The 15,398-nt window shown below is 68.4% G+C and carries 13 protein-coding genes; 4 read left to right on the top strand and 9 right to left on the bottom strand.

What is annotated here, in order from left to right; translation table 11 throughout:
* Positions 1 to 97: 97 nt before the first annotated feature.
* The gene (rsmG, locus tag EO141_RS13035; RefSeq protein ID WP_104585644.1) at positions 98 to 739 is read right to left on the bottom strand and encodes a 16S rRNA (guanine(527)-N(7))-methyltransferase RsmG; all 642 of its coding nucleotides are present in this window, start codon (positions 737 to 739) and stop codon (positions 98 to 100) included.
* Between the two features lie 387 nt (positions 740 to 1,126).
* Here rsmG and EO141_RS13030 point away from each other — a divergent pair, with 387 nt between their 5' ends.
* Entirely contained in the window at positions 1,127 to 2,755 is a 1,629-nt protein-coding gene (locus EO141_RS13030; protein ID WP_127169405.1) for an alkaline phosphatase D family protein, read from the top strand.
* 262 nt (positions 2,756 to 3,017) lie between these two features.
* Positions 3,018 to 4,604 (top strand): alkaline phosphatase D family protein, encoded by a 1,587-nt coding sequence (locus tag EO141_RS13025; RefSeq protein WP_127169404.1) that lies wholly within the window; start codon positions 3,018 to 3,020, stop codon positions 4,602 to 4,604.
* Between the two features lie 110 nt (positions 4,605 to 4,714).
* Here EO141_RS13025 and EO141_RS13020 read toward each other — a convergent pair whose 3' ends face one another.
* Positions 4,715 to 5,311: a 4'-phosphopantetheinyl transferase superfamily protein gene (locus EO141_RS13020; RefSeq protein WP_127169403.1), complete on the bottom strand. Its 597-nt coding sequence runs from the start codon at positions 5,309 to 5,311 to the stop codon at positions 4,715 to 4,717.
* 126 nt (positions 5,312 to 5,437) lie between these two features.
* Here EO141_RS13020 and EO141_RS13015 point away from each other — a divergent pair, with 126 nt between their 5' ends.
* A complete protein-coding gene (locus EO141_RS13015; protein WP_016901812.1) occupies positions 5,438 to 5,689 on the top strand; it encodes a GlsB/YeaQ/YmgE family stress response membrane protein in 252 nt (83 codons plus the stop codon).
* Between the two features lie 58 nt (positions 5,690 to 5,747).
* On the opposite strand, the gene EO141_RS13010 is transcribed toward EO141_RS13015, so the two are convergent.
* From EO141_RS13010 to EO141_RS12995, 4 genes are read right to left on the bottom strand one after another with little or no spacing between them, the layout of a single operon-like run.
* Positions 5,748 to 6,185 (bottom strand): GFA family protein, encoded by a 438-nt coding sequence (locus EO141_RS13010; protein WP_104585639.1) that lies wholly within the window; start codon positions 6,183 to 6,185, stop codon positions 5,748 to 5,750.
* Positions 6,182 to 6,961, bottom strand: coding sequence for an exodeoxyribonuclease III (xth, locus tag EO141_RS13005; RefSeq protein WP_104649893.1), 780 nt, complete (start codon positions 6,959 to 6,961; stop codon positions 6,182 to 6,184). The genes EO141_RS13010 and xth overlap by 4 nt, the downstream gene beginning before the upstream one ends.
* A 51-nt stretch (positions 6,962 to 7,012) precedes the next feature.
* On the bottom strand, positions 7,013 to 8,269 hold the full coding sequence (locus EO141_RS13000) for a phosphodiester glycosidase family protein (protein ID WP_127169402.1): 1,257 nt from the start codon (positions 8,267 to 8,269) through the stop codon (positions 7,013 to 7,015).
* Positions 8,259 to 10,862 carry a TonB-dependent receptor gene (locus EO141_RS12995; protein WP_241236666.1) on the bottom strand — a complete coding sequence of 868 codons (2,604 nt, stop codon included), beginning with the start codon at positions 10,860 to 10,862 and terminating at the stop codon, positions 8,259 to 8,261. The genes EO141_RS13000 and EO141_RS12995 overlap by 11 nt, the downstream gene beginning before the upstream one ends.
* 159 nt (positions 10,863 to 11,021) lie before the next feature.
* Between EO141_RS12995 and EO141_RS12990 the strand changes: the two genes are divergently transcribed.
* Positions 11,022 to 12,170 carry an ROK family transcriptional regulator gene (locus EO141_RS12990; RefSeq protein ID WP_115678103.1) on the top strand — a complete coding sequence of 383 codons (1,149 nt, stop codon included), beginning with the start codon at positions 11,022 to 11,024 and terminating at the stop codon, positions 12,168 to 12,170.
* Between the two features lie 94 nt (positions 12,171 to 12,264).
* Here the strand turns inward: EO141_RS12990 and EO141_RS12985 are convergent, their stop codons facing one another.
* The 3 genes from EO141_RS12985 to EO141_RS12975 all read right to left on the bottom strand — a co-directional run bounded on the left by EO141_RS12985 (position 12,265) and on the right by EO141_RS12975 (position 15,045).
* Complete coding sequence (locus tag EO141_RS12985; RefSeq protein ID WP_127169400.1) at positions 12,265 to 13,056, bottom strand: hypothetical protein; 792 nt, start codon at positions 13,054 to 13,056, stop codon at positions 12,265 to 12,267.
* On the bottom strand, positions 13,053 to 13,850 hold the full coding sequence (locus tag EO141_RS12980; protein WP_127169399.1) for a peptidylprolyl isomerase: 798 nt from the start codon (positions 13,848 to 13,850) through the stop codon (positions 13,053 to 13,055). Before EO141_RS12980 ends, EO141_RS12985 begins: the two co-directional genes overlap by 4 nt.
* A gap of 160 nt (positions 13,851 to 14,010) precedes the next feature.
* Positions 14,011 to 15,045, bottom strand: coding sequence for a glycerophosphodiester phosphodiesterase family protein (locus EO141_RS12975; RefSeq protein WP_232087986.1), 1,035 nt, complete (start codon positions 15,043 to 15,045; stop codon positions 14,011 to 14,013).
* Positions 15,046 to 15,398: the final 353 nt, after the last annotated feature.

Below are 15,398 nucleotides of genomic sequence, written 5' to 3'. Positions count from 1 at the left end.
GTTCGATCATGGCAGCCCGGGCGGCAGCTGCCATGGGCCGGAAGTCCCAGCGCGGGGAGTGGGGAGTGAATGCGCGCGGCCGGACGGGCCGGCCGTTTCAGCCTGCCTTGCGCACCACCACCAGATGCCGCTCGCCCTCCAGGCCGGGCACCTGCAGCGGATGCACCTCGGCCAGCGTCCAGCCGGGGGGCAGCGCGGCGATCTCGTCGTGCGGATAGATGCCCTTCATCGCCAGCAGGCTGCCGCCGGGGCGCAGCAGGTGACCGCCGACCTCAATGATGCCGGCCAGCGTATCCAGCGCCCGCGCGGTGAGGTGGTCGTAGGCGGCCGGTTCGTCCAGCGCTTCGGCGCGCGACTCGGCCACGCGTGCGTTGCCCAGCGCCAGCTGGCGCAGCGCCTCGCGCATGAAGCGCGCCTTCTTGCCGTTGCTTTCCACCAGGGTGACCTGCAGCTGCGGGCGGGTGATCGCCAGCGGGATGCCGGGCAGGCCGGGGCCGGTGCCCAGGTCGGCCAAGGTGCCGCTGGCGATGTAGGGCTGCATGGCCAGCGAATCGAGCAGATGGCGGGTGACCATCTCGCGCGGGTCGCGCACGGCGGTGAGGTTGTAGGTCTTGTTCCAACGCACCAGCAGCGTCAGATAGCGCAACAACGGCGCGGCAAAGTCCGCATCCAGGGATTGGGCCTGCAGGCCATGCGCCAGTGCGGCGGCTACATCGGGGGCAAGTGCGGCATCGTTCATGCCGCGATTATCGCAGCTGGCCGGCGTGCAGGTGCACGCGTACCGCGCATGGTGGCGATACGCGGCGCGTGGGCAGGAAGCTGGCGTACTTGAATCTGCCCAGCACACATGTCCAGGTCTGGCGATGCCGCAGGGCCTGCAGCCACGCCAGCGGCGGCTGCACCGGCGCATGCGCATCCCTGTGGGCAGGATCAACCACCGCGGTGGCACACCCCGTGTCCGTCATCTGCTGTCTGCCATCCGCCATCCGCCATCGGCCATCGGTCGATGGTCGATGGTCGATGGTGCGTGCGAGCCTGCGCCGGCAGCCACGGCAGTGCCGCTGCCATCGAACGGACATCCGCCCGTCGCACCATGGTCGCGTCCGCCTGATTGCGTGTTGTGTCCATGTCCTTGATCGCCCCATCCTCCGCATCGCCCCTGCCCGGCCCCGGCGACGCCCCTGCCGCCGTGGATCACGGCCGGCGCCGTCTTCTCATCGCTGGCGCCGGGCTGGCGGCCGCCGGACTGCTCAGCCCGTTCGCACGTGCCGGCGGCAGCCCGGACCCGTTCACCCTGGGCGTGGCCGCCGGCGACCCGCTGGCCGACGGCTTCGTCATCTGGACGCGGCTGGCGCCGCGCCCGCTGGAGCCGGATGGACGCGGTGGATTGAGCGCCCCGGTGCAGGTGCGCTGGCAGGTGGCCAGCGACCCGGGCATGCGCCGCATCGTGCGCCAGGGGCAGACCGTGGCCAGCCCGGCCTGGGGCCATGCGGTGCATGTGGAGCTGGCCGGCCTGGCCGCCGATCGCCCGTACTGGTACTGCTTCCAGGCACTGGGCGCGCGTAGCCCGGTCGGCAGCGCGCGCACCTTGCCGGCGCCGCACCAGTTGCCGGATGCGGCGCGACTGGGCTTTGTGTCGTGCTCGCACTGGGAGCAGGGCTATTTCAGCGCCTACCGCCACCTGGCCGCCGAACAGCCGGACCTGGTGTTCTTCCTCGGCGATTACATCTACGAGTACAGCAACCGCGGCGAGGCGGCGAAGAAGATCGTGCGCCCGCACGGCAGCGGCGAGTGCCTGGATCTGGCCGGCTACCGCAACCGCTACGCGCTGTACCGCACCGACCCCGACCTGCAGGCGCTGCACGCCGGCAGCGCCTGCGTGGCGACCTGGGACGACCACGAGGTGCAGAACGATTACGCCAATCGCTGGTCGCAGGACCCTTCGATTGCGGTCGACAGCTTCCTGGCCCGACGCGCGGCCGCCTACCGCGCCTTTTACGAACACTTTCCGCTGCGCGCAGCCAGCCGCCCGCATGGCGCCAACATGCGCATCTACCGGGCGCTGGACTACGGCCAGCTGGCGCGCTTCTACGTGCTCGACGGGCGCCAGTACCGCAGCGAACAACCCTGCCCGCAGGCCAACGGCTGGCGCGGCGGCCACGTGGTGGACGCCAGCTGCCGCGAACGCACCGACCCACGCCGCAGCATGCTGGGCTGGGAACAGGAGCGCTGGCTGCATGGCGCCTTCGCACGATCGCCGGCGCGCTGGAACGTGATCGCGCAGGATCTGCTGGTGGCACCGCTGAACCAGCATGGCCGCGACGGCGTGTTCGGCCACTGGACCGACGGCTGGGACGGCTACCCGGCCACGCGCACCCGCATGCTCGAGGCGATCGCCACCACGCGGCTGCGCAATCCGGTGTTCTGGGGCGGCGACATCCACTCGTACTGGGTGAACGATCTGAAGAAAGATCCGGCCGACCCGGACTCGGCGACGCTGGCCACCGAATTCGTCGGCACCTCGATCACCTCCGACGGCCAGAGCAACGCCGAACTGCACGCCACCATGGCGCTCAATCCGCATGTGCACTACGCCGAAGGCGAAACCCGCGGCTATGTCTCGGTGACGCTGACGCCGGGGCGGATGGAAACCCGCCTGCAAGGCATCTCCGACCGCCGCGACCGCGATGCCACGGTCTCGACGTTGAAACGCTTCGTGGTCGAAGACGGCAAGGCCGGCGCAGTGGAGGCATGAGCCTGCGGTGTGCTGCGGAGCATGGCAACGGCATGCGCCCCCCATCCGCCACGACAGCCCTGCGCCGAGCTTCCACGACAGCGGCAGCACGCGTGAACCGCCATTCCGCGCCCTTGTCACGCACCCCATCACCTGCGTGCTGCGCAACGAGGTGACGGCCTCTCGCCGCCTGGCCTGCTGCGTCATGCAGCGCCATGGACACGCCCCGGTAAGACAGCGGCGCTATATCTGGATGCCCGCTGCCAGACGCATCGAGGATGCCATGCCCACCGCCGATCCCGCCCGCCGCCGCGTGTTGCAAGGTTTGGGTGCCGGTTTGTTGCTGCCGGCCACTGCCGCTTGGTCCACGCGCAGCCTGGCTGCGCCGTCCGGGCGGCCGCTGATCACCGATGGAGTGCAGAGCGGCGATGTCGTGGATGGCCGGGCCATGCTGTGGAGCCGCTGCGACCGGCCGGCGCGGCTACGGGTGGAATGGGATACGCGCCCGAGCCTGCGGCAGGCGCGTCGCGTGGATGGGCCGGTGGCCTTGCCGGCGCACGATTTCACTGCGCGGGTGGATCTGTGCGCGTTGCCGCGCGATCAGGACATCTTCTACCGGGTGCGTTTCGAAGATGCCGACAACGGCGCCTTGAGCGCGCCGGTGCATGGCCATCTGCGCAGTGCGCCGCAGGCACGTGGCGATGTGCGCTTTGTCTGGAGCGGCGATACCGTCGGCCAGGGCTTCGGCATCAATCCGGACATCGGCGGCATGCGCATCTACAGCGCGATGCGCGAGCGCAACCCGGACTTCTTCCTGCACAGCGGCGACACCATCTATGCCGACGGCCCCGTCCCGGCCGAGCTGGTCGTCGAAGAAGGCAGGCGCTGGCGCAACCTCACCACCGCGGCCAAGAGCAAGGTGGCCGAAACGCTGGACGAATTCCGCGGCAATTACCGCTACAACCTGCTCGATGAGCATGTGCGCCGCTTCAATGCCGAGGTCGCACAACTCTGGCAGTGGGACGATCACGAAACCACCAACAACTGGTCGCCCGGCAAGCAGCTGGACGCGCGCTATCAGGTGCGCGATATCGGGGTGCTGGCCGGTCGTGCGCGCCAGGCATTCCTGGAATACGCACCGATGCGCGGCGTGCGTGCCGATGGCGACGGTCGCATCTACCGCAAGATCAGTTACGGCCCGCTGCTGGATGTGTTCGTGCTGGACATGCGCAGCTATCGCGGCGCCAACAGCGACAACCTGCAGCCGCAGCCGGGCGCGGACGCAGCGTTTCTCGGCACGCAGCAACTGGCCTGGCTGCAGCGCGAACTGGCCGGTTCACGCGCGCAATGGAAGGTGATCGCCGCCGACATGCCGATCGGCCTGCAGGTCCCCGATGGGCAGGACGCAGCGGGCCGCGCGCGCTGGGAGGCGGTCGCCAACGGCGATCCGGGCGTGCCGCGTGGGCGTGAACAGGAGATCGCCACGCTGCTGCGTTTCATCAGCACAGCGCGCATTCGCAACACGCTGTGGCTGACCGCCGATGTGCATTATTGCGCGGCGCATTACTACCACCCGGACCGCGCGGCGTTCCAGCAGTTCGAGCCGTTCTGGGAATTCGTGGCCGGCCCGCTCAATGCCGGCAGCTTCGGCCCCAATGCACTCGATGCCACGTTCGGGCCGACGGTGATCTTCCAGAAAGCCCCGCCGGCGCCAAACCTGTCGCCGCTGGCAGGATTTCAATTCTTTGGCGAAGTGGAGATCGATGCACGCACCGGCGTGCTGACGGTGACCTTGCGCGATCTGGACGGGGTGGCGCAGTTCCGTCAGCCGATCCTGCCGCATTCCGCGGCGTGGCCGGAACCTGCCTGAGACAGTGGTCGGGCCGCCACGGCACAGATCCACGGTCTGCACGTGCTGCAGCCGATCAAGACAACGCGCTGGCGCTGCGGTGCAAAGATGCAGTGCGTTGATCGCCGCGCCTAGTCGGCCGGCAATGGATGGAACGCCAGTGCGGCGCGGCAGTCCGGCGCCGCCCACCACTCGTGCAGCCGCCAGTGTGCGGCCTGGCCCAGCGCCGGGTCGCACCATTGCAACTGCAATGCGCCGTCGGGTGCCACCGCGTAGGCGAGCCGATGCAGGCCGAACGACAGACCATGCCCATACGCCTTGAGCAGCGCTTCCTTGGCGCACCACAGGCGGAAAAACAGCGCCTGCTGCGCGTCCGGCTCCAGCCCGGCCAGCAGTGCGATTTCGTCGGCATGGAAGAATCGCTGCGCGATCTCCAGCAGCCGCGGGCGCGCGCGGATGCGTTCCAGGTCCACGCCCAGCCGCACGCGGTTGCCCAGGCCGACCAACAGATAATCGCCACTATGGCTCCAGCCGGCGTCCCAATCGGGCAAGCCCGGTTGCAGCGACGGGCGCCCGCGCGCGTCACGCAGCAGCGGTACCCGGGCAGGTTCCAACGCCAGCGCCTGGCCCAGCAACTCGCGCGCCTGTGGCTCGCCGCGCTCGCCATGCCGATGCGGACGCAGCCACAGTTGCACCGGTCCGATGTGCCAGCTCGCGTACGCTGTCACGCTGCATGCACCAAGCACAACGCCCGCATCGGCGTGTGATCGCGCTCGACAGTCACTTCACGCCTGTCTGCGTTGAATGGCGCCCATGCACTACTTTCGGTGCAATCGAATGAGGAGTTCGGCAACATGGGCATCATCATCTGGTTGATCGTCGGCGGCATCGTGGGTTGGCTGGCCAGCATCATCATGCGTCGCGATGCGCAGCAGGGCATCATCCTCAATATCGTGGTCGGCATCGTCGGCGCGCTGATTGCCGGTTTCCTGTTCGGTGGCGGTATCAATCAGGCCATCACCCTGTGGACCTTCGTGTGGTCGCTGGTGGGTGCGGTAATTCTGCTGGCAATCGTCAACCTGTTTACACGTGGCCGCGTGCGTTAAACAACGTACACGCAACGCTGCAGAACCCAACGCCCGGGCTTGCCCGGGCGTTGCCGTTTCAGCCATCGACCGCAACCCGATCGGCCGGATGGTGAACCCCGTCTTCCACCGGCACGGCGATGTTCAGCGCATACGGATTGACGCCTTCCAGGCAACCGACGTTATAGCCGTATTCGTTGGGGTTGGAGCGCCGCCGGTGATGCGTATAGATACCGCACACGCCGCAGAAATAATGCGCCGCGGTATGCGTGTTGAACTGATACAGCCGCAGCACGTCTTCGCCCTGCAACACATGCAGGCCATCGAGCGTGACCGAGGCGACGATGGCGCCGCGGCGGCGGCACATCGAACAATCGCAACGGCGCGGATCGAGCAGCCCGTGCGGCAGGTCCAGATCGATCTGCACCGCGCCGCAGTGACAGCTCAGCCGGTGCACCGGCCCGAGCGTGACCTCGCCAACCTTGTGCGTGCTACGCCGCAGATGCCGCTCGCTCATGCGCTGGCCTCGGCAAGCCGCACCCAGGCCGGCGCGTGGTCGCTGGGACGCTCCCAGGTGCGTGGTTCGCGATCGATGCCCGCTTCCACCGCGCGGGCGCGCAAGGCGTCCGAGACCAGAGTCAGATCGATGCGCAGCCCCAGGTTGCGGCGGTAGGCGGCCTGGCGGTAATCCCACCAGCTGAAATGGCCGGCATCGTCGTGATGCTGGCGAAACGCATCGTGCAGGCCCAGCGCCAGCAGCTTGTTGAGGGCGCCGCGCTCGGCGGTGGAGGTGAGGATGTGGTTGTCGCTCCACACTTCCGGCGCGTAGACGTCGCGCGCATCCGGGGCGATGTTGAAGTCGCCCAGCACCACCAGCTGCCGGTGGCGTTGCAGTTCCTGCGCGATCCAGTCGTGCACCGCCTCAAGCCAGCGCAGCTTGTAGGCGTACTTGTCGGTGCCCACATCCTGGCCGTTGACCACATACAGATTGATGATGCGCACGCCATCGACGGTGGCGGCGATCACACGCTGCTGCACGTCATCGAAGCCGGGGATGCCCATCTGCACCTCCAGCGCCGGCGAGCGCGACAGGATCGCCACGCCGTTGTAGGTCTTCTGCCCGCAGAACACGCTGCGGTAGCCCAGCGCGGCCAGGGCCGCATCCGGGAATTTGTGGTCTTCCAGCTTGGTTTCCTGGATGCCCACGACGTCCGGCGCGAAGTCCGCCAGCCACTGTTGCAGGTGCGGCAGGCGCACGTTGAGCGAGTTGACGTTCCAGGAGGCAATCTTCATGGCGCGGACCGTGGTTCAAACCGCCAATGGTACCGCGCCGCCCGTGTGCGCTCAGGGCCGTGGCGCGATGCGTACCCCGAGCTGGTTGGCGACCGGGCGTTCGCGCCCCGGGATGCCGGTGTGGATGGGGCGATTGAGTGCGCGCACGCGCCCATCCACCCGCGCGGCCAGGGTGCTGGAGCCGCCGCCGTCCAGGTTGATGGCGGACGTGGCGCCAAGCTGCTGCAGCACCGTGGTCAGCGCGTCCAGGGTGATGCCGGCGCTATAGCCCGGCTGGCGGCCGTCGGCGACCACCATCCACAGCACCCTGCGCGCGCGATCCAGTCCCAGCGCGCTGCGCGGCTCGGGGCCGTCGTAGTACTCGGCGCGGCTGGCCTCGCGCCGCTGGCGCTTGCCATCGCGCAGCAGCAGTGGGCCGGCCCCCACCCCCAGGCGGGTGCCCGGCGGGCAGCTGCCATGCACGATGCTGACCGCATTGCGCGCGCTCACGCACAATGCCGCGTTGACGCGTGCATCGCTGGTGGCAGCGGCCGAATCCAGATGCCCCGCGTCGATCGCCAGGCCTTCGGCAGTGACGCCCTGCCCTGCCGCCGGCACGAACGCCTTGTCGAACAACTGCCCGCCCTCGAACGGCAGGAAGTAATCGGCATTGATCGCCAGCGCCAGGCCACGGTCGCGCACGAACGCGGTGGTCGGCTTGGCCAGGAACTCGCCGCCCCCGCTGCGCTCGCCAGGGGTGCCCACCAGTTGCAGCCCGGGGGTGGCAAGATCGATCTCGGCGATATGCAGCATCACCGGTTGCGGTGCGCGCATGGCCTGCCGCCAGTAGCGCACGCCCGGCGCCAGCGTGATCGGCGCGCCAGGCGCCGGCACCGGCTGCACCAGCGGTTCGATGCTGACGCGTTCGCGTGCATGGGCCTGATCCAAGGCGGCCAGCACTGCGTCGATGCGTGCAGGTGGCGTGCGCAGCAGCAGCCGTTGGGTGGGCGCGGTCTGCAACACCTGCGCCAGGCCGGCGCAGCGCGCGCCGCGGCAGGCACTGGCATCGATGCCGACGCGTGCCGGGCCATCGGCATCGTCTGGTACCTGCAAGGCGATGCGATTGTGTTCGGCCGGTTTGCAGCGGCTCGCCGCCGCCAGCACATCGTCCGGCCATTGGCCCCAGCAGTCGCCGCTGACGAGGGTCTCCATCGGCACGAAGGGCGTGGCTGCCGATGGAGTTGCGGCATCGTCGGCACTGGCGCTGCCGGCCAGTGTTGCCAGCACTGCCAGCAATGGCGCCGATGCGCCGCGGCGATCAGAACGCATAGTCCACTCCCAGGTAATAGGCGCGGCCGTTGTCGAGCTGCTCGCGCATCAGTTGTCGGTCAGCACCGATCACCCGCGTCAGCCGCGCGTTGGCGAGATTGCGGCCCTGCACGGTCAGGCGCAGTTGCTTGCTGAAGTTCCAGGCCAGCTGCGCGTCGTAACTGATGATCGCGTCGTAATAGCGGTCGTTGACGCGGTTGTCGGTGGCGGCCGAAAGCAGCTGCTGGCCGGTGTAGTTGGCGCTGACGCGCGCACTGAACCGGCCAATGTCGTACAGCAGCGAGGCATTGGCGCTGCGCCTGGGCGATTCCATCAGGCCGGGCAGCGCGCGGCGCGTGCCATCGGCCATCTGCACATCGGCGGTACGCGGGTCGAGCAGAGTCGCGTTGAACATCGCGCCCAGGTTGGACCAGGCGCCGGGCAGGAAATCGAAGCGTGTGTCGATGGCGGTCAATTCGATGCCCTGCACCTGCGCATCGCCGGTATTGATCGCCTGGGTGGTGGTGACCTGATAGCTGCCGACCAGGCCGCCGGGGTCGCGCTGGGTATCGGTGCTGGTCAGGCGCACGATTTCATCGCCGATGCGCTTGTGGAACAGCGCCAGCGACAGCTGTGAATCGCGGTCCGGGTACCATTCCAGCGACAGGTCCAGGTTGTCGGCGCGACGGGGGCTTAGCAGCGGGTTGGCGATGCTGCGATTGATGGTCAAGCCGGTGGCATCGACCACCGGGCTGCTGTTCTGGCCGATGTCGGCATAGGTGGGCAGACCGATGGTACGGCTGCCGGCCACGCGCAGTTTCACTGCCGGGGTGATGTCCCAGGCCAGGTTCGCCGAAGGCAGCAGGAAGCGGCGGTCGCTGTCGGCCGATTGCTGCACGTAGTTGCTGGTGCTGTTCAAGGGCTGCGGCACCGCGCTACGTACGGCGCGCTGCAGGTATTCGTTGCGCAGGCCGACCGTGGCCAGCGTGCGCTCGCCATGCCAGGTACCCATGACATAGGCGGCGCCACTGCGCTCGTCGATGCCGAAATCGCTGATCGCGCTGTTGCGGGCATTGGTGCTGGCCGGCACGTAGGCGCCTGGCGAGGCGGCAGCGAACGCGGCGACCCTGGCCGGGTCGATCAACAACAGGCAGCCGACTTCGGCGTAGGGGCAGATGCGCGCATCGTCGGTGCCGATCGTCGCCAGGCTCACGCGGCCGGCCGGATTGCGGCGGACTTCATCCAGGTTGTAGCGCTGCTGCAGGTCGCGGTACTGCAGGCCGCCACGAAAGCCCCAGCCGCGCGCATCGGCATCGGCGTTCTGGCTGTAGTCCAGCTTGAACGTCGTCGTGTCGGTGCGGCTCTTTTCCACGCGGGTCAAGAAATACTGCTGGGTGTAGCTGGCCGCATTGCCGTAGTACCCCGGGTCGACCGGGGCGATGCGCGGGCGCGCATCATCGCCGAGCGCATACGCAAAGCCCAGCCGCGGGGAAGCGGCGGCGCTGAATACGTCCTCGCGGGTGTCCTGCCGGTACTTGCCGGTGGCGCGGTTGAGCAATGCGTCTACATGCCCTTCCGGATTGAGCCGGAAGCTGCCGCCCAGTTGCGCGTAGCGCAGCGTGCGGGTCTGGTCGAAATGGTTAGCATCCACCTGCGCGCTGCCCTGCGCGTAGCGGCCGTTGCCGGCGTCGGTGATCGTGGCATTGCCGACGCGGTTGATCCACTGCGAGCGACGCTGCTCGTCGTTGCCGTGCTCGAAGGTGCCGGCGCTGAAGGCCAGCCTCACGTCCTGGCCGTCGTCGTATTCGAGCTTGCCGAACACGCTGCGGCGCTGGCGCAGGTTGTCGTAACTGAGCGGGCGAAAGCGGTCCGGTGCGATCGCCAGGCCGTCCGGATCCAGACCGGGCGTGAGGGTCTGTCGCACACCGTTAGCGTAATAGCTGTAGCTGTCGATGGCGGTATTCAACGACGCCGAATCGCGCCGGAAGTAATCGGCAGACAGCACCACGCCGAAGCGCTGGTCCGGCCCGAAGGCGTCGCTGAAACTGCCCTGCACCTGGCCCGATGGGGTGCTGCCCTGCAGCTGCCGGCGGTTTTCCCAGTCGGCCAGGTTGGCGCGCACGGTGGCAAAGCGGCCGTCGTGATCGAAGGCGCTGCGCGTGCGCAGCGCGGCGATGCCGCCGATGGCATTGCTGTCCATGTCGGCGTTGAAGCTCTTGTAGATGTCCACCTGCTGCGCCAGCGAGGCGGGGATCACGTCCAGCGATTGCACGCGCCGGCTGGTCTCGGTGGACGGCAGCGCCACCCCGTCGATCAGCACGTTGTTGTAGTCGGGGTTGAAGCCGCGCAGGCTCATGAACTGCGCCTCGCCGCGGCCGTTGTTGACCACCATCGACACGCCCGGCACCCGCTGCAGGGCCTCGCCCAGGCCGAAGTCGGGAATCGAGCCGATATCGTCGGCGGCCACGCCGTCGGACACCACGGCGGCCTCGCGCTTGGCGCCGATCGCCTGGCGGATCGACAGGTGCTGGCCGGAGACCTGCACCGCGTCCAGCTGCACCGGGTTGGTGTCGCTGGCCGGCGCGGCGGCATGGGCGCCCAGGCTGGCGTTCATGCACAGGGCCAGCAGGCCGAGGCGGGGACATGGGCGGGTACGCAAACGTGACATGGGATGACCGCGGATGGCAGAGGTCGCCAATTTAATAACTTACTGTGAATTAATTATTTCAGCCGAAGCGGGTAGACTGGCGCGTCCCCCGTGCCACCGCTCGCCATGCCGTCCACTGCTGCTGTCGCATTGCCGCCGCATTCGCCGCATTTCCCCGTCCTGAGCCGCAATGAGCGCGACATGCTCGACCGCCTGCGCCTGGCCGGCGTGCTCACCCGCGCCGACCTCAGCCGCGGCACCGGGCTGACCGTGCAGACCGCGGTGCGCCTGATCGAAGGCCTGCAGGCGCGCGGCATGGTCCACATGGGCAGCGGCGTGGCACGTGCCGGGCGCGGCAAGCCGGGGGTGGCGGTGTCGTTGAATCCGGCGCACGGCCACACCCTGGGCGTGTCCATCGCCACCGATGCGCTGACCCTGGCGCTGGTGGATTTCACCGGCCAGGTGCTGGCGGTCAGCGAGCTGCCGCTGGACGCGCGCAGTGCGGATGCGGTGTTGCTGCAGCTGCAGGCCGGCGATGCGGCGCTGCTGGCAGGCCTGGAGCACGCGGCGGGGCCGCGGCTGGGCATCGGGCTGGCCATGAGCGGGTTTTTCACCGGTGAGGACGGGCGCATCAATCCGCCCGAACCGCTGCGCGCGCTTGGCGAGTTCGCGTTGGCGCCCTGGCTGGCGCAGGCCTGCGCGCAGCCGGTGTGGATGGACAACGACGGCAGCGTGGCCGCCGCCGGCGAAGCGATGCTGGGCGTGGGCCGTCGCCACCGCGATTTTGCCTATCTCTATCTCAGCTACGGGTTCGGTGGTGGCCTGGTCATCGACGGCCAGGTCATGCGCGGTGCGCGCGGCAATGCCGGTGAATTCGCCGGCATGCTGCCGGCGCAGAAGCTCGAACGCGCCACGCTGGAATTGCTGCGCGAACTGCTGGCCGCCGACGGCGTGGTGTTTGCCGATGTACGCAGCCTGCTGGCCGCCTACGACCCGCGCTGGCCGGCGATCGAACGCTGGATCGCGCGCAGTGCGCCGGGGGTGTCGTTGATCGTCTCGGCGATCACTGCGGTGTGCGACCCGGAAGCGATCGTGTTCGGCGGCCGCCTGCCGGCCGACCTGGCCCGGCGCCTGATCGCCGCCGTGCAGATCGACAACCTGCCGCGCCGCGGCCAGGCCAGGCCGATGCCCGTGCTGCTGCCGGCCGAGGCACCGGCCGACGCCTGCGCGATCGGGGCAGCCACGCTGCCGCTGAAGGCGCGCTACTTCCGTTAGTGCGCGCGCCGGCAGCGACGCCGCCTGCCGTGCAGGCCGTGTGTCTTCGCCCTGCCGCTGGCGCTACGGCAGCCTGCCCGGCGCGGTTGCTGCGTCAGCGCGCGCAGCAGCTGGCATGCAGCTCCCGTGCAAGCATCACCACCTGCTGCTCGGTGGCGGCATCCATCTCCTCGAACATCTCCTCGCCGCGCAGCGGGGCGGCAGGCGGCAGCGGATGTCCGAACGGCTGCTGGGCCACCAGTCGCCAGGCATCGCCGTAGAACGGCTCGGCGCTCGCCAGCAGCGGCGAGGACACGAACTGATCCAGCACCGGCATCGCCGCCCGGTTGCCCTGCATCGCCATCGTCTCCAGGTCGGCCAGCACCTGCTCGGCCTCGGCACGATCGGACCGGGAGAGCGGTTGCGGCCTGCCGTCTTCGGCGATCGCGGGTTGGCGCTCCAGCAGCAGACCGGCGCGTCGACGCAGCAATTCCAGCTGCGCGTCGGTATTGCCGCCGGCGGCAGCCTGACGCAGCAGTTGGTCCACCTGCGCGTACTCGCCTTCGCCCACGTGCTGGCACGCCTTCAGCCGGGCAGCATGGTCGCGTGCGCGTTGCGACACCGCCGCGCGCGCGCCAGGCTCCGCCGGGTCCGCATCGCCAACGGACGGCGCCGGCGGCGCTTCGGCAAGCATGGCGCAGTGGCGATAGGCCTGCGCGCGCGCATACGACGCCGCGGCAAGCGCGCCCGGCGCGGCAGCGGCGCTGCTGCGCCCCGTTCCTGCAGCGCTGGCCTGCAGCGTCGCTTCAGCCTGGAAGTCCTGCCGCGCTCCGGTACCACAGGCTGACAAGGCCAGCGCCTGCGGCACGAGGAGCAGCCATCGGAACGGCGCGCCATTCCCGCTCATTGCCGGATCCGCGGTGCATCCGCCTCGGCGCTGCGCTGGCTCTGCTCCGAGGACGCCAGACCCGCCGCCTGCGCAGAGCGGTCCCGCACCAGCTGGGCGATGGCGCGATCGCGCAGTTCTTCGCGCAGCTGGGCTTCGATCATCCCGCCCACGGTGTCGAGGGTGGCGGTGTGCTTTTCCTCCAGGCGGATCAGGTGATACCCGCCGGGGCCGCGCACGGGGCCGGACACGTCGCCCACCGCCAGCGCACGCACCGGCGCCGCGAAAGGGGTGTCCAGGTACAGGCCGAACATCGACGACAACTGTCCCCCGTCGGCGGCAGTGGCACCATCGTCGGATTCCTCGGCGGCCAGTCGGGCGAAATCGCCTCCACGCGCGATACGACGGCGCAGCATCTGCGCACGCTCCAGGGCCTGCGCCTGACTCAATGGATGACTGCGCCGCGGCGCCGACTCGGGCTGTTCGGCGATGAAGACATGGCTGAGCCGGAATTCGTCGAAGTCGCCCGGCCGTTCGGCGAAACGCCGTGCGATAGCGGCCTGCGACACCGTCACGCTCTGCAGCAGATGATCGCGCTCGGCCTGCGCGAGCACGGTGTCGGCCGCCTCGCGCAGCAGGGCCGCGGTTTGCGGATCATCGGCAAGGCCTTGGCGCCTTGCGTGTTCGGCCAGGACCGCGCGTTCGATGGACGCAGCGGCGCTGTCCGCATTGTCGCGGCGTGCCTGTTCCGCTGGCGCAGCCTCTTTGCCCGCATCTGCGTCTGCCGGCGACGCAATGGCAGCCTGCGTGATCATGCAGGCAGCGAGCAGCAGCAAGACGCAGCGCCTCGCGCGTGCAGGACCCACAGTAAGGTTGAATGACCTGGACATGACATCTCCCTCCGAAACAGCGGCGATTGACGCTTGCCAGCCATCCGGTGCGGCAACCTCGGCCGCACCGGATGCCGTCAAGGCGTTACGGGGCGTAATGCGAAATGCGCCGCCCGTTGATCTTCAGCGTGCGCATGGTCGACTTCGGGTCGTCGGTGGTAATCAGCCCGAACCGCTGCGACATCAGGAAACCGATATCGCCGCGGTGGTCTGCGGTATCGGATTTGCCCTGGTACGAGGAATACAGTTGCGACAATCGGTAGCAGCACGAACCGTTGTTGCTGATGAACTCGCCGGCACCCGGGCCATCGGGAATGGCCTGGAAGATGGCAATGCGCTTGCCCTCGGCACGCGCTGCGTTCTTCTGGCCCTGCAACAGGCCATCGTCCTGCTTGACGTTGATTTCCAGCGTGTGGGCATAGCGCTGCCATTCGACGCGACTGGCCGGCACATCGATCTTCGCCAGCATGTTGGTGGTGTAGACCGGGATGGCATGCACATACCGGGAGTTGCCGACAAAGGCGGCCGGGTGCGGGAACAACGTGGCGTTGACCTTCATCGCCACGACCTGCTCGGGATGATCGGGAAACGCCTTCAGGGCAGCGGTGTGTACCGCGCGCACGCCATCGGCCGACTTGACGTCGAAGATCAGCGGCAGCTGCATGTTGTTGCGCTTCCAGTACGCAAACAACTCGTCCAGGCTGTACATCTCCCACCCGGTGACGGTGCCACGGTCCGGCGTGAGCAGGTGCAGTCGCTTGATGTTGGCCAACGACAGGCTGCTGACCAGCGGGTTGGCGCCCTGGTTGGTTCTCGGGTTGTACTTGGCACCCCCGACGACGGTGTACACGTCGGTGGTGCGCCCAAGATTGAAGTCGTGGCTCAGCACCGGCATGCCGTCCTGGGTCACCTTGACGTCCAGCTCGACGCCGTCCATGCACTGCACGTCGGCATTGAGCACGGCGCGGCTGGAGTTTTCCGGAATCGCTGGATCGCCCGAGTATTTGCCCCACAGGCCGCGATGGGCCAGCACCAGGGTATCGGCGGTGAACTTGTCGTTGAGGATCTCCGCCATCTTGTTGGCAGTATTGCCACAGGATGCCGCAGCAAGTTGCGGCATGGCCGCCAGCACGGCCAGCGCGCCGAGCAGGCGGCAGGCACGGGCCAGGGGATGTGGAACGAGGGTGGTCGGCATGGTCTCTGTGTCCCGGTTCGTAGGTGCAGCAAGGGCAAGGGATGGACGAGAGCCGACAGGTCGACGCAATCGGCGAACTCGCTTGCAGCGCACTCGCCAGCCGGTCGATACCGGGGGTGAGGCCAAGCCGTGCGTGATCAGCGTTCGGCTTGTGCGCCAATTTAGTCACCCTAGATGACTTAATTTCTTCGCTGGTGTTGCGGTTGTTCGCGATCGCGCAGGCATTGCGTGCAAAACGAAGCGGACGATGCGATCGCATCGATGCCACGCGAGGACGC

It is taken from the genome of Xanthomonas sp. BRIP62415, from assembly GCF_003993515.1.
GTDB classification, from domain to species: domain Bacteria; phylum Pseudomonadota; class Gammaproteobacteria; order Xanthomonadales; family Xanthomonadaceae; genus Xanthomonas; species Xanthomonas euroxanthea.
The sequence above is the reverse complement of the archived record's forward strand: the minus strand, read 5'-3'. Positions and strand labels throughout refer to the sequence as shown.

Bases quoted from the DNA above. Each gene is read 5' to 3' on its own strand.
- EO141_RS12975 (WP_232087986.1), bottom strand. From the start codon at position 15,045: ATGCCGCAACTTGCTGCGGCATCCTGTGGCAATACTGCCAACAAGATG.
- rsmG (WP_104585644.1), bottom strand. From the start codon at position 739: ATGAACGATGCCGCACTTGCCCCCGATGTAGCCGCCGCACTGGCGCAT.
- EO141_RS13000 (WP_127169402.1), bottom strand. From the start codon at position 8,269: ATGCGTTCTGATCGCCGCGGCGCATCGGCGCCATTGCTGGCAGTGCTG.
- EO141_RS13015 (WP_016901812.1), top strand. From the start codon at position 5,438: ATGGGCATCATCATCTGGTTGATCGTCGGCGGCATCGTGGGTTGGCTG.
- EO141_RS13030 (WP_127169405.1), top strand. From the start codon at position 1,127: ATGTCCTTGATCGCCCCATCCTCCGCATCGCCCCTGCCCGGCCCCGGC.
- EO141_RS13025 (WP_127169404.1), top strand. From the start codon at position 3,018: ATGCCCACCGCCGATCCCGCCCGCCGCCGCGTGTTGCAAGGTTTGGGT.
- EO141_RS12995 (WP_241236666.1), bottom strand. From the start codon at position 10,862: ATGAACGCCAGCCTGGGCGCCCATGCCGCCGCGCCGGCCAGCGACACC.
- EO141_RS12985 (WP_127169400.1), bottom strand. From the start codon at position 13,056: ATGAGCGGGAATGGCGCGCCGTTCCGATGGCTGCTCCTCGTGCCGCAG.
- EO141_RS12980 (WP_127169399.1), bottom strand. From the start codon at position 13,850: ATGATCACGCAGGCTGCCATTGCGTCGCCGGCAGACGCAGATGCGGGC.
- xth (WP_104649893.1), bottom strand. From the start codon at position 6,961: ATGAAGATTGCCTCCTGGAACGTCAACTCGCTCAACGTGCGCCTGCCG.
- EO141_RS13010 (WP_104585639.1), bottom strand. From the start codon at position 6,185: ATGAGCGAGCGGCATCTGCGGCGTAGCACGCACAAGGTTGGCGAGGTC.
- EO141_RS12990 (WP_115678103.1), top strand. From the start codon at position 11,022: ATGCCGTCCACTGCTGCTGTCGCATTGCCGCCGCATTCGCCGCATTTC.